The following is a 22355-nucleotide window of genomic DNA, read 5'->3' as shown; positions in this document are numbered from 1 at the left end:
TTTTAAGCTTGTTTGCCGATCAACTTTAAAAATTCTTCTTCCGTCAGCACCGGTACGCCCAGCTCTCGGGCTTTGGCCAGCTTGCTGCCGGCGGCTTCCCCCGCCACCACATAGGCCGTTTTTTTAGACACGCTGGAGCTGGCTTTCCCGCCGTATTGCTTGGCCAGCAGTTCGGCCTGCGGGCGGGTCATCGTTTTGAGCTCGCCGGTAAACACAAGCGTTTTTCCGTCCAAGATATTGCCGGAGAGCTCTTTTTTGGGCTGCGTAAAATTAAGCCCCGCCGCGCGCAAGCGTTCAATTTGTTCCTGGGCGCGCGGATTTCGGAAAAAATCGTAAATGCTTTTGGACACAATCTCGCCCACTTCCCGCACGTTTTGCAAGTCTTCCAAAGACGCGTTTTTCAAGGAGTCCAGCGTGCGGAAGCGGTCTGCCAAAATTTCGGCGGTCTTTGCGCCCACAAACGCAATGCCCAGCGCAAACAACAGGCGCGAAAGCGGTTTTTGTTTGCTGGCTTCAATGGCGTCTAAGAGGTTTTGGGCTTTTTTGTCTTTAAAATTTTCCAAATTTAACAAATGCAAAAACGTCAAATTATAAATATCCGCAAAGTCGGACACGTAATGGTTTTCCAATAATTGATCCATCACCACGTCGCCCAGCCCGTCAATATCCATGGCCCCGCGCGAGGCAAAGTGCAACAGCCGCGCCCGCAGCTGCGCCGGGCAGGACGGATTGACGCAATAATACCCCACTTCGTCGGGCTCTTTGTACACCGGCCCGCCGCAGGACGGGCAAACAGTCGGGGGCAGGACTTCTTCTTGCCCTTTGTGCTCCACCACTTTGATAATTTTGGGGATGACTTCTCCCGCTCGCTCTACAATCACCGTATCGCCCACGCGCACGCCCAGGCGTTTAATTTCGTCAAAATTGTGCAGGGTCGCGTTGGAAATGGTTACGCCGCCCACCGGCACGGGCTGCAGCTCGGCCACGGGGGTAATCACGCCGCTTCGGCCCACGGAAAAAAGAATGTGGTTGACGGCGGTGGTGGCTTGCGGGGCGGGGTATTTAAAAGCGATGGCCCAGCGGGGGCTTTTGGCGGTAACGCCTAAAATGCGCTGAAATTCAAAACGGTTTACTTTTACCACCAGGCCGTCTACGTCAAAGGGCAGTTGGCGGCGGGAAGCTTCAAACTGATTATAAAAACGGATGACTTCGGAAATCTGCGTGGTTTTGGTGCGCGCGGGACAGACGGAAAAACCCCATTGGCGGCACAAATCAATAAACCCGCTGAAGGAATCGGCCGCGATGTTTCCCGCGCCAAAGGAATGGGCAAAAAATTTAAGCGGCCGCTGGGCGGTAATTTGCGGGTCTTTTTGGCGCAGTGAGCCGGCCGCGGCGTTGCGGGTATTGGCAAAGGTGTTTTCGCCCGCCAGCTGTTGCTTGCGGTTGAGTTCTTCCAAATCTTTTTTATCCAGATACACCTCGCCGCGGATTTCCAACAATCCGGCGGGGGCGTTTTCTATTTTTTGCGGGATATTGCACACGGTGCGCGCGTTGGCGGTAATGTCTTCGCCTACTTTTCCGTCCCCGCGGCTGGCGGCCGTTACCAAAATGCCGTTTTCGTACGTCAGCGAACAGGACACCCCGTCTATTTTCCCTTCCACCACCATTTCAAAATCATTGCGCTGGAGTGTTTTTTCGGCGCGGGCGTACCATTCGCGGATGTCGTCTGCCGAGTAGGAGTTGTCCAGCGACAGCATCGGCGTCGTGTGCCGCACCGGGGAAAACATCGTCCCGGCTTGGCCGCCCACGCGCTGGGTGGGCGAATTTTTGGTGCGGTACTGGGGGTATTGGTCTTCCAGGTCTTTTAATTGTTTGTAGAGTTCGTCGTACTGCGTATCGGACAAAATCGGATTGTCCAAATTGTAGTAAAGGTTGTTATGGTAATTGATCAGCTTTTTAAGCCGTTCAATCTCTTCTTTCGGGTGCATAACTTTTATTTGCGTTCTTTTTTCAGCTGATCCAGCAGGCCGTTGATGAACTTGCTGGAATTTTCGGTGGAGTATTTTTTCGCCAGTTCAATGGCTTCGTCAATAATGGCGGGAACGGGCGTTTTTTCCGGGCTGAAAACCATTTCATAGGTGGCCATGCGCAAAATGGAGCGGTCTACCGCCGACATGCGGGCCACCGTCCAGTTTTTGGCATAGGCGGAAACGAGCTTATCAATCTCTTTCAAATGTTCGGTCGTGCCGGAAACCAGGTCTTGGCAAAACGGGTAGCAATCCCCCAATTCTCTTTTAAAGTCCGCCGCATAGCGCAGGACGTCTTTTTCCTGGGCGTCTTTGGCGCTGTCTGCGTAATAAAGCGATTGCAAGGCACATTCCCGGGCCATTCTTCTGTTGCTCATTTTCCCCACCTTCAAAACAAATTGTAATAAAAGTTATATAGATTTTAGCAAATTTACGCCGCCCTTGCAGGAACGCGCGCGGGGAAAACGGCACGACAAGGGAATAATAAATTTTTATACTGGTATCATCGTTTTTTTTGTGCTAAGATAAAAAAGCTAAAAATTAACTTAAGGGAGAAAGAAAATGAGAAAAATCAGTCTATTCTTACTTGCGGCGCTTTTGGCGGCGGCTCCTGTGTTTGCGGAGTCGGTCACCGGCCGGGGGCGCTATGTATCGCGTGATGTCAACCATCTGCCGGCATTCCACGCGGTAGAAGTGCGCGGCGATATTGAAGTGGATTTTATGCAGGATAAAATCACTTCCGTCACGGTCAGCGGACGGGAGAACCTGGTGGCGCTGTCGGACGTACGGGTAGAAAACGGGGTATTGCTCGTCAGCTTTACGCGCCCGGTGCGCGTGCGCGGCGAATACGAACTGCGCGTAGCGGTAAGAGCGCCGGAATTGACGGCCGTAACCGCCAGCCAAAGCGGCGAATTTGACCTGCGCGGCTCGCTGGATGCCAACCAACTGGTGCTGACCACGGATGCGGATTCGGATATTTCTATGGATTACGTAAACGCCGACACCATTACGGTAGCCGCCTATGACCGCTCGGATATTGAGCTGGGCCGGGTGCATGTGCAGCAGGTAAAAGCCACGGCGGACGGCCGGGCCGATGTGGATTTGTCCGGCACGGCGGAAGAAGCCGTGTTGACCAACAACGGCTCGGGCGAAATTGACGCCGACGATTTGCGCGCCGTTACGGTGCGTGCCACCACGAACGCTTCCGGCAAAATTAAAGTAAACGCCAGCGAAGCCTTATATGCCCAAGCCAACGGCCGCGGCAGAATTGAATACAGAGGATACCCTTCTACGCTTCGCAAAGAAGGCAATGCCCGCAAAGTCGTGCGCGACCGCGACGAAGATTACGACGACTACGACGATTAAAACCGTCTTTTGCAACAAAGGCCCCGCAAGGGGCCTTTGTTATTGTGCAACGCCCGCGGAAATTCTATAATAAACCCATGAAACGTTTCGGAGTGATGTTGGCAAGTTTGGGACTGGCGGCCTGTGCCGGCCAGCCGCTTGTGCAGGCCCCGTTGGGCGCGGACAGGGACGGGCACGGCTGCATCCCGTCCGCCGGCTATACGTGGAGTACGGCCCGGCAGGCGTGCATACGGGTGTGGGAAGAAGGCATTACGCTTAGCGGCGTGCAGGATGAAACGGCGGCGTATGTGGTGCTGTCTTTAGACGGAACGCAGGCGGAAGTCTTTTTGCCGGTTAAAACAAGCCCGTTGATTCTTTCCCGCTCGTTTACGGAAGACGGCCCCTGTTGGACGCAGCCGGAAAGCCCGTGGCGCCTGTTGCGCCCGGCGCAAGGGTGGCGGCTGTGGAAGGACGGCGTGCTTTTGTATCAGGCCTCCAACCCGCCCGCGCGTTGACACATTTTTGCGGAAGTTGGTATAATAAATATGTTCCCGTATAGGGGAACTATTTTTTTGAAAGAATAACTAAATGGCCAGATACGATAACAGAAGAGAATACAAAAAAGATCTCTATCGCAGAAACCAGAACATCCGTGTGCCCGAAGTAAGAGTCATTAATACCGACGGCACGATGATTGGGGTCATGCCGGTGGCGCAAGCCATCGCCTTGGCCAAAGAACAAGAGTTGGACTTGGTGGAAATTTCACCCAACGCCCAGCCTCCTGTGTGTAAGATACTCGATTACAACCGGTATGTTTACGAACAGGGCAAGAAAGCGGCGGAAGCCAAAAAAAAACAAGCCAAAGTAACGTTAAAAGAGCTGCGCATCAAATCGCGCATTGCTCCGCACGATCTGGACGTGAAAATCCGCCAGATTGAAGAGTTCCTTCGCAAGAAGGATATGGTGCGTTTCGTAGTGGTGTTCCACGGCCGCGAAAACCAGCACAAGGATATCGGCATCCAGATTTTAAACGATACGGCCAAACGTTTGGCCGAGCTTGCCAATGTGGACGGCGGACTGCAGTCCATGGGCAACCGGATGTCTATGACGTTTGTGCCCAAAAACTAAACCGATTTTTAGGTTCTTTTTAGTGTACTGCGTGCGGGGCTTGACCGGCTCCCGGCGCAGGTTGTTCGGAAAAAGAACTAATTAAACAGAGGTAATGATAAAATGCCTAAATTGAAAAACCACAGCGGCGGCAAAAAACGCTTCAGAAAAACCGCCACGGGTAAATTCACCCACAGAAAAGCCGGCAGAAAACACTTGCTTACGCCTGTTTCTGCCTCCCGGAAGCACGAAACCAGAAAGACCGGCGTGATTACGCCCGAGTCTAACAAAGGGAAGATCTTGGAAAAATATCTTCCTATGGCCAAATAAGAGGGTAGAAACATGAGAATTAAATTCAGCGTTGCCAGACACGCAAGAAAGAAAAAAGTATTGAAAAGAGCCAGCGGCTACTATGGAGACAAATCCCGCCGCTTGCGCATGGCCACCCAGCAGCTGGATAAATCCGGCGTGCATGCTTACGTTGGCCGCAAAGACAAAAAAACCACTTACCGCCAGTTGTGGATTACCCGCATCAATGCCGCGGTGAGAGAGGAAGGTTTGTCTTACTCTAAATTCATCAGCGGCCTTGCCAAGGCCAACATTACGCTTAACCGCAAAATGTTGTCCGAAATGGCGATCAAAGACCCGGTGTCCTTCAAGAAATTGGTGGACGTGGTCAAAGCCGCGTAAGCGTTTCTGCTTTGCAAGTAAAAACCCCGCTCGTATGGGCGGGGTTTTTTATGGGCATAAAGCAAACAATCGTTTATTAGGGGCCGGTACGCGGCAGGGGAAAACCCCGCGTGGCGTTTTAGCGGCGGATATTTTTAATGCTGGCCGTATTCTTGCGCAGCAATTCGTTAATCTGGCGGTCTTGCTCCTTTAATAATTGCTGTTGAGTCTGAAAATAAGCCGTAAAAGTGGCACTTTGTTCGGCGGTTTTCTTTAGTTGGCGTTCCGTTTGGGCCGTAATTAAAAAGGCCTGGTATTTGACGTTGTTGCCAAAAGTGGCGGCAATATCCGTAAGCGTGCTTTGATTGGAAAGCTGCACCGCTTCCAAGGCGCGTTTCATACGGGTGCGATCGGCTTCGGAGGCTTTGCCCGGCAGCAGGTCTTCGGACATGGATACTTCCATAATTTGTGGCTGCGCGGGGCGGGCCGCCGCAGGCTGGGCCGGCAGATTCTTGCCAAAAGACTGCTCCAGCGAGGCCGTCAGCTTTTTAAATTGAGGATTGTTGGCAAGCTCCGCCGGGGCAGACGCCAGCTTTTTCACTATCAAATTGCTGTATTGCTGCAGCCAAAACAAGCGGATTTGCTGTTCTTGCTCTTTCGTGGTGCACCCTGCCAATAGCAGCGTGCCAAATACAAAAACCAGTCCCCATTTTTTCATATGCACTCCGTTTTCCCACTATAACAAATTTATTTCAGCCCGTACAAGGCTTTTGCCTGCCGGGTGGTCATTTCCGCCAGTTCTTCCAGCGGCATATTCAGGTAATCGGCCGTAAATTGGGCAATCAGCGGGACATTGGAAGGATCGTTTCGCTGGCCGCGTTTTCCTTGCGGGGAAAGGTACGGACAGTCCGTTTCCAAAATGATTTTGTCCGCCCCCGCTTTTTTAACGGCTTCGCGGATGTATTCGTTCTTTTTATAGGTAAAGCAGCCGTTGATCCCCAGCAGCAACCCTAAATCCAACGCCTTTTTGGCTTCTTCATACCGGGCGCAAAAACAATGGAGCACACCCGGATACCCGGTGGAAGAAGATCCGTTCCACTGATGTTTTAACAGGCGGAAACTGTCTTCGTAGGCGGCGTAATCGTCGCCTTCGCGGCGGATGTGCAGTACAAGCGGCTTTTGCGTTTGGTTGGCCAGCGCAAGCATGCGGGCAAACGCTTCCTGCTGTTTTTCTTTATCGGTAAATTCCAAACACGTGTAATCCAGCCCGATTTCTCCCACGGCCACGTTGCGTTCGTCCGGTAAAAGGGCGGCCAGCTGTTTCCAGGCTGCGTCGTTCATTTTGCAGGCGTATTCCGGGTGAACCCCCAGCACCGCGCGAATGAGCGACGGATGTTGCGAAGACAACTCCAGCGCGGGCTGCCACTCTTCGGGCGAACAGCCGATTTCCACACTAAGCGCAATGCCGGCCTGCGGCAGTTTTTGGGTGATTAATTCCGTACGGTCGGCGTCAAAAGCGGGGTCGTTTAAATGGGCGTGCGAATCAATAAATTGCATATATATATTGTATCTTTTTAAACAGCCGCAATAGAAGGAATTGTTTTTCTTTAGGAGGGATAGACCGTTTCTTTGCACAAAATCTCGCACAGTCCTTCCAAAGGCCGGATTTCCCCGTATAAAACTGTCAGCACTTGTTTTCATCATGGGCATTTTACGGCGGAGCCTTGCCACGGTATCAGGCGCCGTCTCCAAAAGTCGCTATGTGCAGGCGGTTGCGCCGGGCCAAAACATGTTTACGGAACAGAAAGCAGGTGTGCGTGAGGCAAACCATGGCGCTCCAAGGGCAGGCTAACCGCGCCTTCCCGGGGGTGGACAGGGAGGCGAAAGTCTAATCCAAAAATACGCTTGTTTTTGTGCATGACCCTTTCTATACTGGCTGGTAGGAAGGGCTTTTATTGGGCTTTGATTCGACGAGAAAGGCAATTTCAAAATTAGCAGTCTAAAAAAGGGGTTGACAAAAATAAAATAATTGCATATAATACTAGCAGTGAGGAACAAAGAGTGCTAAAATAGATTAAGTACTCAGAAGATGCTCCGAGAAAAATATGAGAATTTTAAAACCGGAAATTGCCAAAGCTCGTAAAGAAAAGATTCTGCGGTGGGTCATCCAGCAGTTTGTGGAAACCCGCCGTCCGGTCGGTTCGCAAATGATTGCGGACGGTGCCCTGCCGGATGTTTCCAGCGCCACCATTCGCAACATTATGAAAGAACTGGAAGAAGAAGGATATCTTTACCAGCCGCATACTTCCGGCGGACGCATTCCTACGGACAAAGCCTACCGCTATTATGTGGATTACCTGGCCAACGTGCAAAAAATGGCCGCACGCGAACGCCAGCGCATTGAAGAGCAGTACGATGCCCGCGTCAACGAGGTGGACAATATGCTGGTGCAAACCTCGCGCTTATTGGCGATGCTTTCCGGCGCGGCGGGGTTTGTGTATACGGCCAATGTGGACGACCAGCGGATTCAGCGGTTGGATTTTGTGCCGGTGGCGCCGGGGCTGATTTTGGTAGTACTGGTTACACAAGCGGGCGCCGTGCGGCACTGGCCGGTGCGTACGGGATACGTGATTGAGCCGGCCCGCCTGCGGGTACTGAGCCGCTTTATTAATGAAGAAATTGCCGGCCGCACGCTGGCTCAGGCGCGGCAGGTGCTGTGGCAGCACGTTCACTCCGGCCACCGGGAAATTTCCGACTTGGCGGATTTAACCACCCAGGTGCTGAAAGATATTGAACGGCCCCAAACCAGTGCGGACGAATTGTATGTGGAAGGCATCGGCCGCCTGCTGGCAAACACTACGCAGGACGATTACGAAGATTTGAAACAAATGATGCGGGTGGTGGAGGAGCGCGAACGGTTTTCTTCGCTGCTCAATGAAAAAATGGCGGATATGGAGAAATCCAATCAGAAGGTAAACGTCAGCATTGGCAGCGAAAACGAATTGGCGGAACTGCGCAACCTGAGCATTGTGTCTACCGCTTGCCGTGTGGGGGATAAAACGGTAGGGATGTTGGGCATTATCGGCCCGAAACATATGGAGTATACCAGAGTGATGTCCTTGGTAAATTTTATCGGAAGTTTGTTGGAAACTTCTATGAATACCTGGACGGCTTTGCCCTCCGAGGATGAAAAAGACTATGAGTAAAAAACATCAGCATAAAAACGGCGGAGAAGAAGCCGCCCAAGCGCTTGATGAGCAGGATTTGCCGGAAGTGCGCGAGCCGGAAATTGAAGTAAAACCGGCGGACGAGCCTACCCCGGAAAAAAAGCCTGATTATTACGACCAGCTGGTTCGTTTAAGCGCGGACTTTGACAACTACCGCAAACGCACCGAACGGGAAAAAGCTTCTTTCCTGGCTTACGGGAAAAAAGAATTTGCCCAGAAGCTGCTGCCCGCGTATGAAGTGCTTTTGCGCCAGCGCGCCGAATTGGCCAAAGAAGAAGATAAAGGAGAATGTTCCGCTTCGTTAAAAGCCGTAAAGGCTGGGCTGAATATGGTTTTTACGGAGCTTGAAAAAGCTTTTAAAGCGGAAGGAATTGAGCATATGGATGTACTGGATAAGCCGTATGATCCGGCCACCCAGGAAGTCGTGGCGATGATTCCTTCCAGCGAAGACCAAGACGGACTTGTCTTGCAGGAAGTACAGATGGGATTTACGATGGACGGCAAAGTCCTGCGCCCGGCGCGGGTGATTGTCGGCCAGCACGCGGAAGGGTAATGCCCGTTCCGCCCAAATGGGGTAAAAATTTTTTGATTTCACAAGGAGAAATAAAGTATGGCTAAAATTATTGGTATTGACTTGGGTACTTCTAACACCGCCGCTGCGGTGATGGAAGGAGGCAGAGGAACGATTATTCCGTCTGCCGAAGGAAGCTCTATCGGCGGAAAGGCTTTTCCGTCTTATGTAGCTTTCACCAAAGACGGTCAGCGCCTCGTGGGTGAACCTGCCCGCCGGCAGGCCATTGCCAACCCGGAAGGCACCGTAACCGCCTTCAAACGCAAAATGGGGGAAAACTATAAATACAATTTGCGCGGACAGGAATTTACGCCTCAGCAGCTGTCGGCTTTCATTCTGCAGAAAGTGAAAAAAGACGCCGAAGCTTTCTTGGGCGAACCCGTGGAAAAAGCCGTTATCACGGTACCTGCCTATTTTAACGATAACCAGCGCCAGGCCACCAAAGACGCCGGCCGCATTGCCGGGTTGGAAGTGGTGCGCTTGGTAAACGAACCGACCGCTGCCGCGTTGGCCTTCGGGATTGATAAAGCCGGCAAAGAACAGAAAGTAATGGTCTTTGACTTGGGCGGTGGTACGCTGGATGTAACAATTATGGAAATGGGCAAAGAAGGCACGTTTGACGTGCTGGCCACCTCTGGCGATACGCAGCTGGGCGGTACGGATATGGATAACGCCATCATCCAGTGGATGGTGGACGAGTTCCGCAAACAAACCGGTATTGATTTGTCCAAAGACAAACAAGCCCAACAGCGCTTGAAAGACGCGGCCGAAAAGGCCAAAATTGAATTGTCCACCACCATGGAAACGGACATTAACCTGCCGTTCATTTCCGCGGGTGCGGACGGCCCGAAACACTTGGAACTGCAATTGTCCCGCGCCAAACTGGAAAGCTTGGTGGACGACATCGTCAAACGCTGCGGCAAATCGGTCAATCAGGCTTTGTCCGATGCAGGCTTGACGGCCTCGCAAATTGACCGCATCATCTTGGTCGGCGGCCCGACCCGTATGCCGATTGTGCAGAAATACGTGGAAGACTTGGTCGGCAAGAAAATTGAACGCGGCATTGACCCGATGGAATGCGTGGCAATCGGTGCGGCGGTGCAAGCCGGTATTTTGACGGGCGACGTCAAAGACGTCCTCTTGTTAGACGTAACCCCGCTGTCTTTGGGTCTGGAAACCTTGGGCGGCGTGTGCACTCGCCTAATTGAACGCAACACCACCATCCCGGTGCGCAAAACGCAGATTTTCTCTACGGCGTCGGACAACCAGCCGGCCGTAACCATCAACGTTTTGCAGGGTGAACGCCCCATGGCCAAAGACAACGTGCCGCTGGGCAAGTTTGACTTGGACGGCATTCCGCCAGCTCCTCGCGGCGTACCGCAGATTGAAGTTACGTTTGATATCGACGCGAACGGTATTTTGAACGTTTCCGCCAAAGATCTGGGTACCAACAAGGAACAGCATATCACCATCAGCTCGCCCAACAAGCTCAGTGATGCCGAAGTGGAAAAATTCGTCAAAGACGCAGAGAAATTTGCGGAAGAAGACAAGAAACACAAAGAAGTCATTGAAGCCAAAAACCAGGGCGACAGCGTGCTCTACCAGACGGAAAAATCGCTGAAAGAATATGGCGATAAAGTGTCTCAGGATGACCGCTTGGCCATTGACCGCGCCTTGAGCGACTTAAGAGACGCCCTCAAAGGCGAAGATGTGGCCAGAATCAAATCCGCCACGGATGAAGCCTTGAAAGCCGGCCAGAAATTGGGTGAAGCGATGTACAAAAACGCGCAAGCCCAACAGCAGGCCCAAGCGGGCGCCCAAGCCGGCGCTCAGCCCGGGCCGGACGCCTCGGCCCAAGCCGGAGCGGCAGGCAACGGCGGCAAGGACGATGTGGTAGAAGCCGAAGTGGTAGATAAATAATCTTCACTTGCCAGCAATGAAAGGGGAACCGAACGCGGTTCCCCTTTTTTATGGGCTGTTTTTACTTTTAAAAGCATAAAAAAGTAAAATAACTGTATGCCCCAGTATTTTGCAGATATTAAAGAAACCGAATTTTTTCTGATGGATGCGGAAGCCCACCACGCCTGCGCCGTCGCGCGGCACCAGGAGGGGGACGAAATCCGCGTGTTTGACGGTACGGGCCGCCAGTATATGGGGCGCATTGACCGTATTCAAAAAAAATTCGTGCGCGGCACGCTGTTAAGGCCGTGCCCGGTGCGCCGTCCGGCGCTGGAGCTGGAGCTTTGCTTTGCTCCCAATTCCCGCACGGGGCTGGAAGACGTGTTGGACAAATGCACCCAGCTGGGGGTGGCGGCTTTTCGGCCGGTGGTAACCGAGCGCAGTGAATACGATGTGCTTAAAAAATGGGACGGCAAAAACGACCGCTGGCGCCAGATTATGATTGCCGCCTGCAAACAGTGCGACACGCCGTTTGTGCCGGCGATACTGCCGCCGTTAAAATTTTCGCAAGCGATCGGGCAGGAAATCCCGTCCTTGATTGCTTACGAGGCCGAAGAAACGCATACCTTGGCGTGGGGGTTGGAAAAATTGGCCCATCCCAAACGCCTGCGGGTGTATGTGGGGCCAGCCGGGGGCTGGACGGATGAAGAAATCGTCATCGCCGCCCAATACAATGTACTGCCCGTTACGTTGGGCGTCAATATCCTGCGGGCGGAAACGGCGTGCATTGCCGTAGCCGCCAAACTGTTATAATGACTACTTTTTTTATTAAAACTTTCGGCTGCCGCGTCAATCAGGTAGAAAGCCAAGCCCTCTTGGAGCAATTCCTGCGCGGCGGATATACGCAGGCCTCCTCGCCGGAAACGGCCGATATTTGCCTGCTCAACACCTGCACGGTAACCCATCAGGCCGATAAAGACGTGGAAAAACAAATCCGCCAAATTTTGCGCCGCAACCCCAACGCACGTTTGGTGCTGACGGGATGCTACGCCGCCGCGCACGAAGCGCAGGTGCGCGAAAAGTTCCCGCAGGCGCAAATCATCGGCAAGTACGACTTGGGCAAACAGCTTTTTGGCGTGGAAGACGTGTGCTGGACGGTGTCCGGCCACGAAGGGCACAGCCGCGCTTTTATTAAAATTCAAGACGGGTGCGACTGCTTTTGTTCCTATTGTATTGTTCCCTATGCGCGGCCCGTTAAGCGTTCCAAACCGCTGGCGGACGTATTGCATGAAATTCAGACCTTGGAGGCAAAAGGCTTTGCCGAAATCGTGCTGACGGGCATTAACATCGGCAACTACGTCTGCCCGCAAACGGGGGCGGATTTGGCCGCCTTGTGCGAAAAGATTGCCGCCCTGCCCGGTCGTTTTCGGGTGCGGTTTTCCTCCATTGAACTGCAAACGGTAACGGATGGGATCATCCGACAGATGGCCTTGCGGCCCGACCGGTTTTGCAATTATTTTCACCTGCCGCTGCAGGCCGGGTGCGATAAAATTTTAAAGGATATGAACCGCCATTACGACACCGCCGCTTACCGCGCGCGGGTGGCGGATTTGCGCCGGCAGGTGCCGCAAATCGGAATCTTTGCAGACGTAATTGCCGGCTACCCCACCGAAACCGAAGCCGATTTTAAAGCAACCGTGGCCTTTATCCGCGAAGTAAAACTGGCGGGCCTTCACGTATTTAGCTATTCGCCCCGCCCGCGCACGCCGGCGGCGGCGCTGAAACAGCTTCCCCGCGAGGAAATCAAACGCCGCGCAGACGCCCTGCGCGCGTTGGATAAAGAGCTCCGCGCGCAATTTGCCGCTTCGCTGGTGGGAACGGAGCAGGAAGTGTTTATAGAAGAGCACAAACAAGGCCGCCCGCACGGGATTACTTCCAACTTTCAGCAAACGGTGCTGGAGACTGATCAGCCCTGCCGCGGGCTGGTGCGCGTGCGGATTACCGGGGCCGAAGGCGGCCTGTGCCGGGGCGTTTTGTGCTAGGCGGGCTTTTTCCCTTCTAACTGAAAATGCTACAATATAACCAATGCCCCGCCTAGGCAGGAAGTGCCGACATTTCCGCTTTGCAGGTTGGGCGGATTATTGGTATAATATATATATAATTTGTTCCTGATTATTCATTAACAAGTTAGATTCTTTTTAGGCAAGAGTAGATAAAACAATGGTAGCCAAAAAAAATCTGTGTGTACTCATCTTGGCGGCCGGAAAAGGCACCCGGATGAAGTCCCCTCTTCCCAAACCGCTGCATATCGTTTGCGGTCTTCCTATTATCGCACATATTTTGAAGGCGGCCCAAGCCTTGGGCCCGGCCGCGATTGGCATTGTCGTAGGGCACGAAGCACAAACGGTGGTAAACGCCATACAGGCCGGCCTGAGCCAGTGGGGCATTACGGCGCCGGTGGTGTTTGTTCAGCAAACCGAGCTGACCGGATCGGCTTCCGCCGTCAAAGCAGCCATTCCCTTATTGCAGAAATTTGAAACCGTTTTAGTGTTAAACGGCGATACGCCGTTATTAAAAGCGCAGTCCTTGGCGCGGATGACCGAAGTGTTTGAACAAAACGAAGCCGGCGCCCTTGTATTGGGTGTTACGGTGCCCGACCCCAGTGGGTACGGGCGCATCATCCGGGCGGAGGACGGCTCGTTTGAAAATATCGTAGAAGACAGCGACGCCGACGAAGAAACCAAAAAAATCGCCGAAATTAACAGCGGCATGTACGTTTTTAATTCCCACTCGCTGCAAACGGCGCTTACCCAGCTTACGCCGCAGGGCCCGAAACGCGAATACTATTTAACCGATACGCTGGCGTTGATTAAGCAAATGAACCAGCCCGTAGTGGTTTTTGCCGGCCGGGATTACCAGCAGGCGCTGGGCATTAACAGCAAAGCGCAGCTGGCCGAGGCCGAGCAAATCATGCGCGACCGCGTGGCCGCGGAACTGATGGACGAAGGGGTAACCCTCGTGCGCCCGCGGGAAGTGTATATTGATCCGGGCGTCAAAATCGGCACGGATACGCGCATTTGCCCCGGCTGCTATATTTGCGGCAACACGGTCATCGGCAAAAACTGCGAGATAGAGGGCAACGTGTATATCAAGGACTCGGTCATCGGCGACAACGTAACCCTTAAAATGGGCACGTATATTGAAGAATCGCAGGTGGAGGCGTGCTGCCAACTGGGGCCGTATGCGCATTTGCGTCCGAAATCGGTGCTTAAAAAAGGCGCCAAAGTGGGCAATTTTTCAGAAATTAAAAAATCCGTCATCGGGGAAGGTTCCAAAGTAAACCACTTAAGCTATATCGGCGATACCCAAATGGGCGCCGGCGTGAACGTGGGGGCGGGAACCATTACCTGCAATTATGACGGCAAAAACAAACACCAAACGCTTATTGGAGACCATGTGTTTGTAGGGTCTAACGTGAATTTTGTGGCGCCGGTAACGGTGCACGAATATGCAAAAATCGGCGCGGGGTCAACCATCACGAAAGAGGTTCCGGCGGAATCTCTGGCGATAGCCCGTTCGCGTCAGGTCGTTCTGGAAAAAAAAGGTGTAAAGAAAAATGACTAAAAGCGTAAACGGCGATTTAAGAATTTTCTCCGGCAATGCCAACATTGCTCTGGCGCAGAAAATTTGCAGCCACCTCAATATGGAAATGGGAAAACTGCGTGTGGAGCGGTTTGCCGACGGAGAAATTGACGTCCAGATTTTGGAAAGCGTCCGCGCGCACGATTGCTATTTAATCCAGCCCACTTGCCCGCCCGTCAACGAAAACTTGATGGAACTGCTGATCATGATTGACGCCTTTAAACGCGCCAGCGCCGGCAAGATTACGGCCGTAATTCCGTACTTCGGCTATGCCCGCGCCGACCGCAAGGCCTCCCCGCGCGTGCCGATTACGGCCAAGCTGGCCAGCAATCTGATTACCGAAGCCGGTGCCGACCGGATTATGACGGTGGATTTGCACGCGGGGCAGATTCAGGGCTTCTTTGACATTCCGGTAGACCATTTGCGCGCGCGCAAAGTGTTTTTGGATTATTTCAAAGATTTTGACCGGAAAGATTTGGTGGTTATTTCGCCGGATGTGGGCGGCGTGGAACGCGCCCGCAAATTTGCGGCCCGCATGGATGCGGGGCTGGTGATTATTGATAAACGCCGCCCCAAAGCCAACGAAGCGGTGGTCTATAACGTCATCGGCGACGTGAAAGACAAAGTAGCCATTATTTTTGATGACATTGTGGATACGGCCGGTACGCTTACCACCGTAGCCCAGAAAATCAAAGAGCGGGGCGCCCGCGAGATTTATGCGGTTTGCACGCATGGTCTGCTGTCCCGCAACGCGATAGACAAAATTAACCGGTCGGAAATCAAAAAGCTGGTCATTTCGGACTCGCTGCCGATTCGGGACTTGGGGCCGAAGGTGGAAGTGCTGTCGGTGTCGTATTTGCTGGCGGACGCGATTAAACGCAACCACGACGGCCGCTCTATCAGCGATATGTTTAACTAAAACAAAATTTCAAAATTTTCGGATGAAAATTTTTGGAGGAATAAAATGGAAAAAGTAACTATCTCTGCCGCTGCCCGCGAAGGGATTGGCGTCAAAGGGGCTCTTTCTAAAATCAGAGCCGAAAAGAAAATCCCGGCCGTCATTTACGGCGGGCAAAAAGAACCTGTTAGCGTAACCGTAAGCGTAAAAGATTTGGACAAAATCGTAAAAGCCGGTAAAAACACGCTGGTGGAAATGGATTTAAACGGTGCCAAAGAATTGGCCCTGGTAAAAGAAATCCAATACCACGCCGTAACCGACAATCCGATTCACGCCGATTTTCAGCGCGTCAGCATGAAAGACAAAATGGACGTCGTTGTTCCGCTTAAACTGGAAGGAACCCCGGCCGACGTGGCCAACTACGGCGCTATTATTGAACACATCCTGCGCGAAATTGAAGTACGCGCCTTGGTCAGCGCCATTCCGCACGAAATCGTGTTGGATATTACGCCCATGACGATTAACAAAGGCTTGGTAGCCGGCGATATTAAACTGCCCGAAGGGGTGGAACTCATCACGGATGCCGAAGCCCCCGTGGTGCACTTGGCCATTCCGAAAGAAGAAGAAGCTCCTGCTCCTGCGCCGGCCGCTGATGCTGCCGCCGCCCAGCCGGAAAGCTCTTCCACCAAGGGCAAGAAAGACGAAGAAGGCAACCTTACGAAGGACGCCGCTAAGAAATAACGTATGCAATATCTCCTGGCGGGGCTTGGAAATCCCGGAACCGAGTATGAACGCACGCGCCACAACGCCGGATTTATGGTGTTGGACGCCGCCGGACAGAAATGGGGTGCCGAGTGGAAAGCCTGGCAGAACTTGGGAGTATATGCAAAAGTAACGGTGGCGGGGAAAGAGGTCTTTCTTCTGAAACCTTCCACATATATGAATGAATCGGGTCGGGCTGTATCCAGCCTGGCCCGGTTCTATAAAATCCCGCCGCAAAACTGCTTGGTGTGTTTTGACGACGTATCGCTGGCGGTGGGCAAATTGCGCCTGCGCAAGAGCGGCTCGGCCGGCGGGCAGAAAGGAATGAAAAGCGTGATTGAGCAGTTGGGCACGCAGGACATTCCCCGCCTGCGCCTAGGCATTGGGCCCAAACCCGAAAAATTTGATTTGGCCAATTTTGTACTTTCCAAATTTCCCAAGGCCGACCAACCGGCGTTGGAAGACGCCCTTTCGCGGGCGGTGGACGCTTTGGAAATGCTTTTTACGCAAGGTATGGAAAAAGCGATGAATACCTTTAACTGATTGATAAATTTAGAAGAACATCCAAAACCCGGGGACAGACAAACTTTTCCCCGGGTTTTTATTCATAGCCTAGCGTTTCGTGTTGGCTTTGACTCGGTTTTTTTGATACACTTTGTTTGTTCTTTCTTTTTAGCTTGGACGCAGCATCAACTGCAAACAGACCTTTAAATGAATATATACAAGGAGTTTTATTATGGGAAAAGGGTTTACCCTTATTGAATTGCTAGTAGTTGTGCTCATTATCGGTATTTTGGCTGCCGTTGCGCTGCCTCAATATGAAAAATCGGTTGAAAAATCGCGCGCGGCAGAAGCGGTACAGATGCTGCGGTATATGAATCAGCAAAAGCAGCTGTTCATTTTGGCAAACGGGGCGGATGCCGTATATGGGAAAAAGAATGAAGATTTGGGAATAGAGCTGCCGGCCGGGCTAACTTGCTCTTGGACGGGGGAAGAAGAGGTGTGTTGCAACAAGGACTGGTGCTATATAAACACCGGTTTTAGCTGGGGCAGCCGTTGCCCAGTAACGGAGAATGTGATTGCAGCCCGCATGGAAGGGGACGGAAGAGAGTTTGACGGGAATAACTTGGAACGCAAGTATCTGCTGGAATACGAGACGTGTGAAGGTTCAGCTAATACGATTGTATGTTACGAAAGTGACAAATGGTGTAAGCTGTTTAAAGGAAAAGGCAACCCCATTTAAATTTAACCCCGCTTTTAAAGCGGGGTTTTTTATTTATGCATTCGGTTTGTTTAGTTTTACGTGCCACAGGTATTCCGTGTTTCCGTGTGTGCCTTTAATGGGGCTTTCTATTACTTCGCCCGATACGCCGCCGTATTTTTCTTTCAGGTTTTCTTCAAAAAAGTCCTGCACGCGCCGAATGGCAAGCTGTCGGTTTTCTTCCGTTTTCACGATGCCGTGCGGCACCTGTTTGGGCGTCAGCTCAAACTGCGGTTTAATTAAAAACACGATTTCCGCTTCTTTTGCCATTACTTTAAATAACGGCTCCATAATCATCGTTAAGGAAATAAACGAAACATCCACCGCCGCAAACTGCGGGGCTTGGTCAAACAAATCGGCCGTCATATAGCGGGCGTTGGTTTCGGGTTTAAAGTGAAAGTTTTTATAGCGGCGCATTTCGTCTGCCAGCTGGCCTTTGCCCACGTCCACCCCGTACACGTCTTTGGCGCCGGCTTGAATCATACAATCCGAAAATCCGCCCGTGGCTACGCCAATGTCCACACACACTTTTCCTTTCAGGTCTATGTTCCAGGCTTTCAGTGCTCCCGCCAGCTTCAGCCCGCCGCGCGACACATACGGGCAGGATTTTTCTTTTAGCGCAATCACGTCTTCCGGCAGAATCGTGCGGTCGGCGCGCGTATCCACTTCGCCGTTTACCAACACTTCCCCCGCCATAATACTGGCCTGCGCGCGGTTTCGGCTGGGGAAAAAGCCTTTTTCTACCAGCGCCATATCCAAACGCAGTTTTTTATTTGCCATTGGGATCCTCAGCCAGTTCGGTGTCAAACGGCTCGGTTAAGAGTTCGCTTCCTTTTTTCTTTAATTCTTCCACTTTGAATTTGACGGTTTCCAATTTTTGCGACAGCTCTTTGGATAAAGCGACGCCCTCTTCAAACAGCTTTACCGAAGCGTCCAAATCCGTTTGTTCTTCTTCCAATTGGGCCACGATTTCTTCCAGCCGGGCCAGTTGTTTTTCAAAGTTTATTTTGCTTGCCATAATGCCTCACTTTACTTCGGAGCGGATCATACCGTCCTGCACTTGGATAAATACGGTTTCGCCGGGCGCGGTTTGGCCTACGCGGCTGATGACCGAGCCGTCCGCCTTGCGTGTAATGCTGTAGCCGCGTTTGAGCACGGCTTGGGGGCCCAGCGCCTGCAGTTGGTTCCGGGCGAGTTCAAAACGGTGGGTAAAATTAGACAGCTTTTCCTTCCACGCGTTTTCCAGCCGCAGGGATAAATCATCCAATTCCTGTTCTTTGGCTTGAAAAATGGTTTCGGGGTTTTTAAACACGCGGCTGTTTAGGGCCTGGTCAAAGCGGTTGCGGGCGCGCTCGTAGAACAAGCTGACGGATTGAAGCAGGCGTTTTTGCAGCTGGCGGATATACTGCCGGGTATTTTGGGAGTTTTGCACCACCAGCTCCGCCGCGGCGGACGGCGTGGGTGCGCGCAAATCGGCCACGAAATCGGCAATGGTAAAATCCACTTCGTGCCCCACGCAGGAAATCACGGGGATTTTGCTTTTGTAAATGGCGCGGGCCACGATTTCTTCGTTAAACGCCCACAAATCTTCCATGCTGCCGCCGCCGCGGCCCACGAGCAATACGTCCGGGGCCGGTTTGAAGCGGTTTAAATCGGCAATGGCTTGGGCGATTTGGCCGGCGGCTTCTTCGCCCTGCACGAGCACCGGCGCAATGATGATTTCCAAATGCGGGCTGCGCCGTTTTAAGACGGATAAAATATCCCGCACCGCCGCCCCGGTGGGCGAGGTAACTACGCCAATGCGTTGGGGATAAGCCGGAATTTCTTTTTTGTGCTCGGGGGCGAACAGGCCCTCGGCTTCCAGCTTCTTTTTTAATTTTTCAAATTCCAAAAACAGGTTGCCTTTGGCCAAGGCTTCGGCCGTTTTTACCACAATTTGGTACCGCCCTTGCTTGGCATAGCAGGACAGGCTGCCCCACACGCGCACCTGCACGCCTTCCTGCAGTTCAAAGCCGTATTTGCGGGCGTCCCATTTAAACATCACGGCGGATAAAAGCGATTCGCGGTCTTTGAGGTCAAAATAAATGTGCCCGCTGGCGGCCTCGCGCAGGCTGCTTACTTCGCCTTCCACAAACACGTCGCGGAACACCCCTTCCATCATTTGCTTGAGGGCCAGCGTAATGGCGGTAACGGTAAATACCTGCCCGCGGAAAGGCGCTTCGGGTTCCATTTATTCTCCTTTGATTTTTTTCAGGCGTTCTATAATAGCGGCTTCTTTGCCCAGCACGCCGGGCTTAAAAAACTGCATGGGTGAAGGCATATAGAGCTGTTTTACATAATGGTTGGGAAAATCGTGCGCGTATTTGTAGCCGCGGTTCTTGCCGCCGGAGCGCAGGTGGTCGGGCACGGGGCGGTATTTGCCCTCGCGCACTTCTGTAAGGGCGGCGTCCACCGCGAGGTAGGCCGAATTACTTTTAGGGCAGCAGGCCACGTAAATGGCGGCGTGCGCCAAGGGGATGCGCACCTCGGGCATGCCCAACTCTTCCGCGGCGGCAAACGCCGCTTGGGCAATCATAATGGCGTACGGTTCGGCCAAGCCCACGTCTTCGCAGGCGCAAATTAAAATGCGCCGGGCGATAAAGCGCGGGTCTTCCCCGCTTTCCAGCATCCGCGCCAGCCAGTAGACGGCGGCGTCCGGGTCGGAGCCGCGCATGGATTTAATAAAGGCGGAAATAATGTCGTAATGTTCGTCGCCTTTTTTGTCGTAGTTTAAATGGCGGCGCTGGATGCATTCTTTGGCAATGTCCAGATCAATGTGCTTCAGGCCGTCTTGTGCGGGGGGCGTGGTTACAAACGCCAGTTCCGCGGCGTTTAGCATTTTGCGCGAATCGCCGTTGGCCTGCGTGATAAAATAGTCGGCCGCGTCCGCTGCGATTTGGGCTTTTTCTTTTTCGGCGGCACGGTTTAAAATTTTAAGCAAATCCTTTTCCCCAAGCGCCTTAAATTCAAACACGGAAAACCGCGACAGCAAGGCCGTGTTGATATAGAAGTATGGGTTTTCGGTGGTAATGCCGATGAGGATGATGTCGCCCCGTTCCACGGACGGCAGCAAGACGTCCTGCTGGGTTTTATTAAAGTGGTGGATTTCATCCAGAATGACCAGCGTTCGCTTTTGGTCAAACGTAGGCGTGCGGGCGCGTTCACGGGCTTCGGCCAGCACTTTTTTAATGTCGGCCACGCCGGCGGCCGCCGCGTTGAGTTCCACCGTATAGGCTTGCGTGCGCGAAGCGATATAGCGCGCCGTGGCCGTTTTGCCGCAGCCGGGCGGGCCAAAAAACACGGCCGATTTAATCATATCCGCTTCCAGCAGGCGGCGCAGCATTTTGCCCGGGCCCAGCAGGTGCGGCTGTCCGGCAAAATCTTCCAATCGTTTCGGCGCTTGGCGCGCGGCCAGCGGGATGTTTTCCTGTTCGTCGGGTGTCATTTGCGGGTATTGTCCAAAGAAGATTTTAATTTCACAATCAAATCGTCCACGCGGGATTCTTCTTCCTTGCGCTTGCCGCCTTCGTTTTGGCTTTGCAAATAGGCCTGCGCGGCAAAATGCAGGGCGGCCAAGAGCGCTTGCTTTAACGTGTCAATTTCGCCCTCTTCCTGCAGCTGAAGCATATACTTTTCCACCGAAGCGGCCAGATCGGTCAGTTCCACCATGCCCAATTCGGACGCTTCTATATCCAGCGGAATCCGCTTGATTTCCACTTGTACAATATCTTTGGCCATATTGGTATTGTAACTTTTTTGCCGGGGGTTGTGCATTTTTAGGGGCGGCCCGCACAAAAAGTGGCAAAAAAGCCCAAAAAATGGGAAAAATCCCCTATACGGGCGCCTAAAAATACTATAATTAAAATATATGACTATCCAAGAATTTAAATCCGCTTGTTCCACTATTGAACAGGAATACAAAGCCAAAATCGGCCAAGCCGCCGATTTGGCCGCCGTGGAAGAATTGCGCGTAGCCGCCTTGGGGCGCAAAGGCGCGCTGACGGAACTTTTAAAAGGACTGAAAGATTTTTCCATAGAAGAAAAGAAAGAAGCCGGCCCGCTGGGCAACGCATTAAAAGCCGCGCTGACGGCCGCGTTTGACGAAAAAACCGAATTTTTTGCCGCCAAAGAAATTAACGATGAATTAAACAAAGTAAATCTGGACTTGACCCTTCCCGGCTACCCCGTGGCCAAAGGGCACCGCCACCCGCTTTCCGTGGCGCAAGACCGGATGACGGACATTCTCTCCCGCCTGGGGTTTGAATGGGCGGAAGGGCCGTGGGTGGAAGACGAAAAACACAATTTTGATTTGCTCAACATTCCTCTTCACCACCCCGCGCGCGACGCGCAGGATACGTTTTTTGTGGACGGCAAAATGCCGCTTGTGCTTCGCACGCACACTTCCAACGTGCAAAGCCGGTATATGGAAAAACACAAACCGCCGCTTCGCATTATGGCGCCCGGCCGCGTGTTCAGAAACGACAGCTTGGACGCTACCCACAGCCCCGTGTTCCACCAAATTGAAGGACTGTATGTGGACAAGCACGTCAGCCTGGCGGATTTAAAAAGCGATTTGACCGCATTTATGAAAGGGCTCTTTGGCAACAAGGCCGAAATTCGTTTCCGCCCGTCGTTCTTCCCGTTTACGGAGCCCAGCGTGGAAGTAGACGTAAAATGCGTATTCTGCCAAGGAAAAGGCTGCAACGTATGCAAAGGAAACGGCTGGATTGAAATGCTGGGCGCGGGGGTTGTGCACCCCAACGTGCTTAGAAACTGCGGCATTGATCCCGAGGTCTACAGCGGCTACGCCTTTGGTATGGGCGTGGAACGCCTGGCGATGATGATGCTGAACATCAAAGACATCCGCACGTTCTATGAAAACGATTTGCGCGTGCTGAAACAATTTTAA

Annotated in this window: 25 protein-coding genes; 16 read left to right on the top strand and 9 right to left on the bottom strand. The window is 52.7% G+C overall.

Annotated features, from left to right (window positions below):
* Window positions 1-2: 2 nt before the first annotated feature.
* Window positions 3-1988 carry an NAD-dependent DNA ligase LigA gene (gene ligA / locus B5F75_RS02290; RefSeq protein WP_087287306.1) on the bottom strand — a complete coding sequence of 662 codons (1986 nt, stop codon included), beginning with the start codon at window positions 1986-1988 and terminating at the stop codon, window positions 3-5.
* A 5-nt stretch (window positions 1989-1993) separates the two neighbouring features.
* Window positions 1994-2404, bottom strand: coding sequence for a transcription antitermination factor NusB (nusB, locus tag B5F75_RS02285; protein WP_087287303.1), 411 nt, complete (start codon window positions 2402-2404; stop codon window positions 1994-1996).
* A gap of 184 nt (window positions 2405-2588) precedes the next feature.
* On the opposite strand from nusB, the gene B5F75_RS02280 reads away from it, so the two are divergent.
* The 5 genes from B5F75_RS02280 (at window position 2589) to rplT (ending at window position 5168) form a co-directional block, all read left to right on the top strand.
* A complete protein-coding gene (locus B5F75_RS02280) occupies window positions 2589-3392 on the top strand; it encodes a head GIN domain-containing protein (RefSeq protein WP_087287300.1) in 804 nt (267 codons plus the stop codon).
* Between the two features lie 77 nt (window positions 3393-3469).
* The gene (locus B5F75_RS02275; RefSeq protein WP_143351228.1) at window positions 3470-3886 is read left to right on the top strand and encodes a hypothetical protein; all 417 of its coding nucleotides are present in this window, start codon (window positions 3470-3472) and stop codon (window positions 3884-3886) included.
* A gap of 73 nt (window positions 3887-3959) precedes the next feature.
* A complete protein-coding gene (gene infC / locus B5F75_RS02270; RefSeq protein WP_087287294.1) occupies window positions 3960-4499 on the top strand; it encodes a translation initiation factor IF-3 in 540 nt (179 codons plus the stop codon).
* Window positions 4500-4601: 102 nt separating this feature from the next.
* The gene (locus B5F75_RS02265; protein WP_087287291.1) at window positions 4602-4808 is read left to right on the top strand and encodes a large ribosomal subunit protein bL35; all 207 of its coding nucleotides are present in this window, start codon (window positions 4602-4604) and stop codon (window positions 4806-4808) included.
* 12 nt (window positions 4809-4820) lie between these two features.
* Complete coding sequence (gene rplT, locus B5F75_RS02260) at window positions 4821-5168, top strand: 50S ribosomal protein L20 (RefSeq protein WP_087287288.1); 348 nt, start codon at window positions 4821-4823, stop codon at window positions 5166-5168.
* 118 nt (window positions 5169-5286) lie between these two features.
* Here rplT and B5F75_RS02255 read toward each other — a convergent pair whose 3' ends face one another.
* Window positions 5287-5865 carry a hypothetical protein gene (locus B5F75_RS02255; RefSeq protein ID WP_087287284.1) on the bottom strand — a complete coding sequence of 193 codons (579 nt, stop codon included), beginning with the start codon at window positions 5863-5865 and terminating at the stop codon, window positions 5287-5289.
* Window positions 5866-5894: 29 nt separating this feature from the next.
* Complete coding sequence (locus B5F75_RS02250) at window positions 5895-6704, bottom strand: TatD family hydrolase (RefSeq protein ID WP_158093750.1); 810 nt, start codon at window positions 6702-6704, stop codon at window positions 5895-5897.
* A gap of 548 nt (window positions 6705-7252) precedes the next feature.
* Between B5F75_RS02250 and hrcA the strand changes: the two genes are divergently transcribed.
* The 10 genes from hrcA (at window position 7253) to B5F75_RS07670 (ending at window position 17389) form a co-directional block, all read left to right on the top strand.
* Window positions 7253-8353, top strand: a complete 1101-nt coding sequence (gene hrcA, locus B5F75_RS02245; protein ID WP_087287276.1) for a heat-inducible transcriptional repressor HrcA — start codon at window positions 7253-7255, stop codon at window positions 8351-8353.
* Entirely contained in the window at window positions 8346-8927 is a 582-nt protein-coding gene (locus B5F75_RS02240) for a nucleotide exchange factor GrpE (RefSeq protein ID WP_158093749.1), read from the top strand. Before hrcA ends, B5F75_RS02240 begins: the two co-directional genes overlap by 8 nt.
* Window positions 8928-8984: 57 nt before the next feature.
* The gene (gene dnaK / locus B5F75_RS02235) at window positions 8985-10865 is read left to right on the top strand and encodes a molecular chaperone DnaK (protein WP_087287268.1); all 1881 of its coding nucleotides are present in this window, start codon (window positions 8985-8987) and stop codon (window positions 10863-10865) included.
* Between the two features lie 96 nt (window positions 10866-10961).
* Entirely contained in the window at window positions 10962-11657 is a 696-nt protein-coding gene (locus B5F75_RS02230) for an RsmE family RNA methyltransferase (RefSeq protein WP_087287265.1), read from the top strand.
* A complete protein-coding gene (mtaB, locus tag B5F75_RS02225) occupies window positions 11657-12886 on the top strand; it encodes a tRNA (N(6)-L-threonylcarbamoyladenosine(37)-C(2))-methylthiotransferase MtaB (RefSeq protein ID WP_087287260.1) in 1230 nt (409 codons plus the stop codon). Before B5F75_RS02230 ends, mtaB begins: the two co-directional genes overlap by 1 nt.
* Window positions 12887-13064: 178 nt before the next feature.
* Entirely contained in the window at window positions 13065-14468 is a 1404-nt protein-coding gene (gene glmU / locus B5F75_RS02220) for a bifunctional UDP-N-acetylglucosamine diphosphorylase/glucosamine-1-phosphate N-acetyltransferase GlmU (RefSeq protein WP_087287255.1), read from the top strand.
* Entirely contained in the window at window positions 14461-15405 is a 945-nt protein-coding gene (locus B5F75_RS02215) for a ribose-phosphate diphosphokinase (RefSeq protein ID WP_087287252.1), read from the top strand. The genes glmU and B5F75_RS02215 overlap by 8 nt, the downstream gene beginning before the upstream one ends.
* A 45-nt stretch (window positions 15406-15450) precedes the next feature.
* Window positions 15451-16125: a 50S ribosomal protein L25 gene (locus tag B5F75_RS02210; RefSeq protein WP_087287249.1), complete on the top strand. Its 675-nt coding sequence runs from the start codon at window positions 15451-15453 to the stop codon at window positions 16123-16125.
* Window positions 16126-16128: 3 nt separating this feature from the next.
* Entirely contained in the window at window positions 16129-16689 is a 561-nt protein-coding gene (gene pth / locus B5F75_RS02205; protein ID WP_087287246.1) for an aminoacyl-tRNA hydrolase, read from the top strand.
* A gap of 193 nt (window positions 16690-16882) precedes the next feature.
* Entirely contained in the window at window positions 16883-17389 is a 507-nt protein-coding gene (locus B5F75_RS07670) for a type IV pilin protein (RefSeq protein ID WP_275531902.1), read from the top strand.
* 33 nt (window positions 17390-17422) lie between these two features.
* Here the strand turns inward: B5F75_RS07670 and B5F75_RS02195 are convergent, their stop codons facing one another.
* From B5F75_RS02195 to zapA, 5 genes are read right to left on the bottom strand one after another with little or no spacing between them, the layout of a single operon-like run.
* Window positions 17423-18187 (bottom strand): TlyA family RNA methyltransferase, encoded by a 765-nt coding sequence (locus tag B5F75_RS02195; protein WP_087287243.1) that lies wholly within the window; start codon window positions 18185-18187, stop codon window positions 17423-17425.
* Window positions 18177-18425: an exodeoxyribonuclease VII small subunit gene (gene xseB, locus B5F75_RS02190; protein WP_087287240.1), complete on the bottom strand. Its 249-nt coding sequence runs from the start codon at window positions 18423-18425 to the stop codon at window positions 18177-18179. Before xseB ends, B5F75_RS02195 begins: the two co-directional genes overlap by 11 nt.
* A 6-nt stretch (window positions 18426-18431) precedes the next feature.
* Window positions 18432-19637 (bottom strand): exodeoxyribonuclease VII large subunit, encoded by a 1206-nt coding sequence (gene xseA / locus B5F75_RS02185; protein WP_087287236.1) that lies wholly within the window; start codon window positions 19635-19637, stop codon window positions 18432-18434.
* Entirely contained in the window at window positions 19638-20891 is a 1254-nt protein-coding gene (locus B5F75_RS02180) for a replication-associated recombination protein A (RefSeq protein ID WP_087287233.1), read from the bottom strand.
* Entirely contained in the window at window positions 20888-21184 is a 297-nt protein-coding gene (gene zapA, locus B5F75_RS02175) for a cell division protein ZapA (RefSeq protein ID WP_143351227.1), read from the bottom strand. The genes B5F75_RS02180 and zapA overlap by 4 nt, the downstream gene beginning before the upstream one ends.
* Window positions 21185-21314: 130 nt before the next feature.
* On the opposite strand from zapA, the gene pheS reads away from it, so the two are divergent.
* Window positions 21315-22355, top strand: a complete 1041-nt coding sequence (pheS, locus tag B5F75_RS02170; protein ID WP_087287228.1) for a phenylalanine--tRNA ligase subunit alpha — start codon at window positions 21315-21317, stop codon at window positions 22353-22355.

The organism is Elusimicrobium sp. An273 (genome assembly GCF_002159705.1).
Taxonomy (GTDB): Bacteria; Elusimicrobiota; Elusimicrobia; order Elusimicrobiales; family Elusimicrobiaceae; genus Avelusimicrobium; species Avelusimicrobium gallicola.
Note: the sequence above shows the minus strand (reverse complement) of the source record. Positions and strands in the feature narration are given on the sequence as shown.

Excerpts from the sequence above, each read along its gene's own strand:
- B5F75_RS02255 (WP_087287284.1), bottom strand. The coding sequence starts at position 5,865 with ATGAAAAAATGGGGACTGGTTTTTGTATTTGGCACGCTGCTATTGGCA.
- B5F75_RS02195 (WP_087287243.1), bottom strand. The coding sequence starts at position 18,187 with ATGGCAAATAAAAAACTGCGTTTGGATATGGCGCTGGTAGAAAAAGGC.
- pth (WP_087287246.1), top strand. The coding sequence starts at position 16,129 with ATGCAATATCTCCTGGCGGGGCTTGGAAATCCCGGAACCGAGTATGAA.
- ligA (WP_087287306.1), bottom strand. The coding sequence starts at position 1,988 with ATGCACCCGAAAGAAGAGATTGAACGGCTTAAAAAGCTGATCAATTAC.
- B5F75_RS02280 (WP_087287300.1), top strand. The coding sequence starts at position 2,589 with ATGAGAAAAATCAGTCTATTCTTACTTGCGGCGCTTTTGGCGGCGGCT.
- B5F75_RS02230 (WP_087287265.1), top strand. The coding sequence starts at position 10,962 with ATGCCCCAGTATTTTGCAGATATTAAAGAAACCGAATTTTTTCTGATG.
- infC (WP_087287294.1), top strand. The coding sequence starts at position 3,960 with ATGGCCAGATACGATAACAGAAGAGAATACAAAAAAGATCTCTATCGC.
- B5F75_RS02215 (WP_087287252.1), top strand. The coding sequence starts at position 14,461 with ATGACTAAAAGCGTAAACGGCGATTTAAGAATTTTCTCCGGCAATGCC.
- rplT (WP_087287288.1), top strand. The coding sequence starts at position 4,821 with ATGAGAATTAAATTCAGCGTTGCCAGACACGCAAGAAAGAAAAAAGTA.
- B5F75_RS02240 (WP_158093749.1), top strand. The coding sequence starts at position 8,346 with ATGAGTAAAAAACATCAGCATAAAAACGGCGGAGAAGAAGCCGCCCAA.
- xseB (WP_087287240.1), bottom strand. The coding sequence starts at position 18,425 with ATGGCAAGCAAAATAAACTTTGAAAAACAACTGGCCCGGCTGGAAGAA.
- glmU (WP_087287255.1), top strand. The coding sequence starts at position 13,065 with ATGGTAGCCAAAAAAAATCTGTGTGTACTCATCTTGGCGGCCGGAAAA.
- mtaB (WP_087287260.1), top strand. The coding sequence starts at position 11,657 with ATGACTACTTTTTTTATTAAAACTTTCGGCTGCCGCGTCAATCAGGTA.
- B5F75_RS02265 (WP_087287291.1), top strand. The coding sequence starts at position 4,602 with ATGCCTAAATTGAAAAACCACAGCGGCGGCAAAAAACGCTTCAGAAAA.
- B5F75_RS07670 (WP_275531902.1), top strand. The coding sequence starts at position 16,883 with ATGGGAAAAGGGTTTACCCTTATTGAATTGCTAGTAGTTGTGCTCATT.
- nusB (WP_087287303.1), bottom strand. The coding sequence starts at position 2,404 with ATGAGCAACAGAAGAATGGCCCGGGAATGTGCCTTGCAATCGCTTTAT.
- B5F75_RS02250 (WP_158093750.1), bottom strand. The coding sequence starts at position 6,704 with ATGCAATTTATTGATTCGCACGCCCATTTAAACGACCCCGCTTTTGAC.
- zapA (WP_143351227.1), bottom strand. The coding sequence starts at position 21,184 with ATGGCCAAAGATATTGTACAAGTGGAAATCAAGCGGATTCCGCTGGAT.
- hrcA (WP_087287276.1), top strand. The coding sequence starts at position 7,253 with ATGAGAATTTTAAAACCGGAAATTGCCAAAGCTCGTAAAGAAAAGATT.
- B5F75_RS02210 (WP_087287249.1), top strand. The coding sequence starts at position 15,451 with ATGGAAAAAGTAACTATCTCTGCCGCTGCCCGCGAAGGGATTGGCGTC.
- B5F75_RS02275 (WP_143351228.1), top strand. The coding sequence starts at position 3,470 with ATGAAACGTTTCGGAGTGATGTTGGCAAGTTTGGGACTGGCGGCCTGT.
- dnaK (WP_087287268.1), top strand. The coding sequence starts at position 8,985 with ATGGCTAAAATTATTGGTATTGACTTGGGTACTTCTAACACCGCCGCT.
- pheS (WP_087287228.1), top strand. The coding sequence starts at position 21,315 with ATGACTATCCAAGAATTTAAATCCGCTTGTTCCACTATTGAACAGGAA.
- B5F75_RS02180 (WP_087287233.1), bottom strand. The coding sequence starts at position 20,891 with ATGACACCCGACGAACAGGAAAACATCCCGCTGGCCGCGCGCCAAGCG.
- xseA (WP_087287236.1), bottom strand. The coding sequence starts at position 19,637 with ATGGAACCCGAAGCGCCTTTCCGCGGGCAGGTATTTACCGTTACCGCC.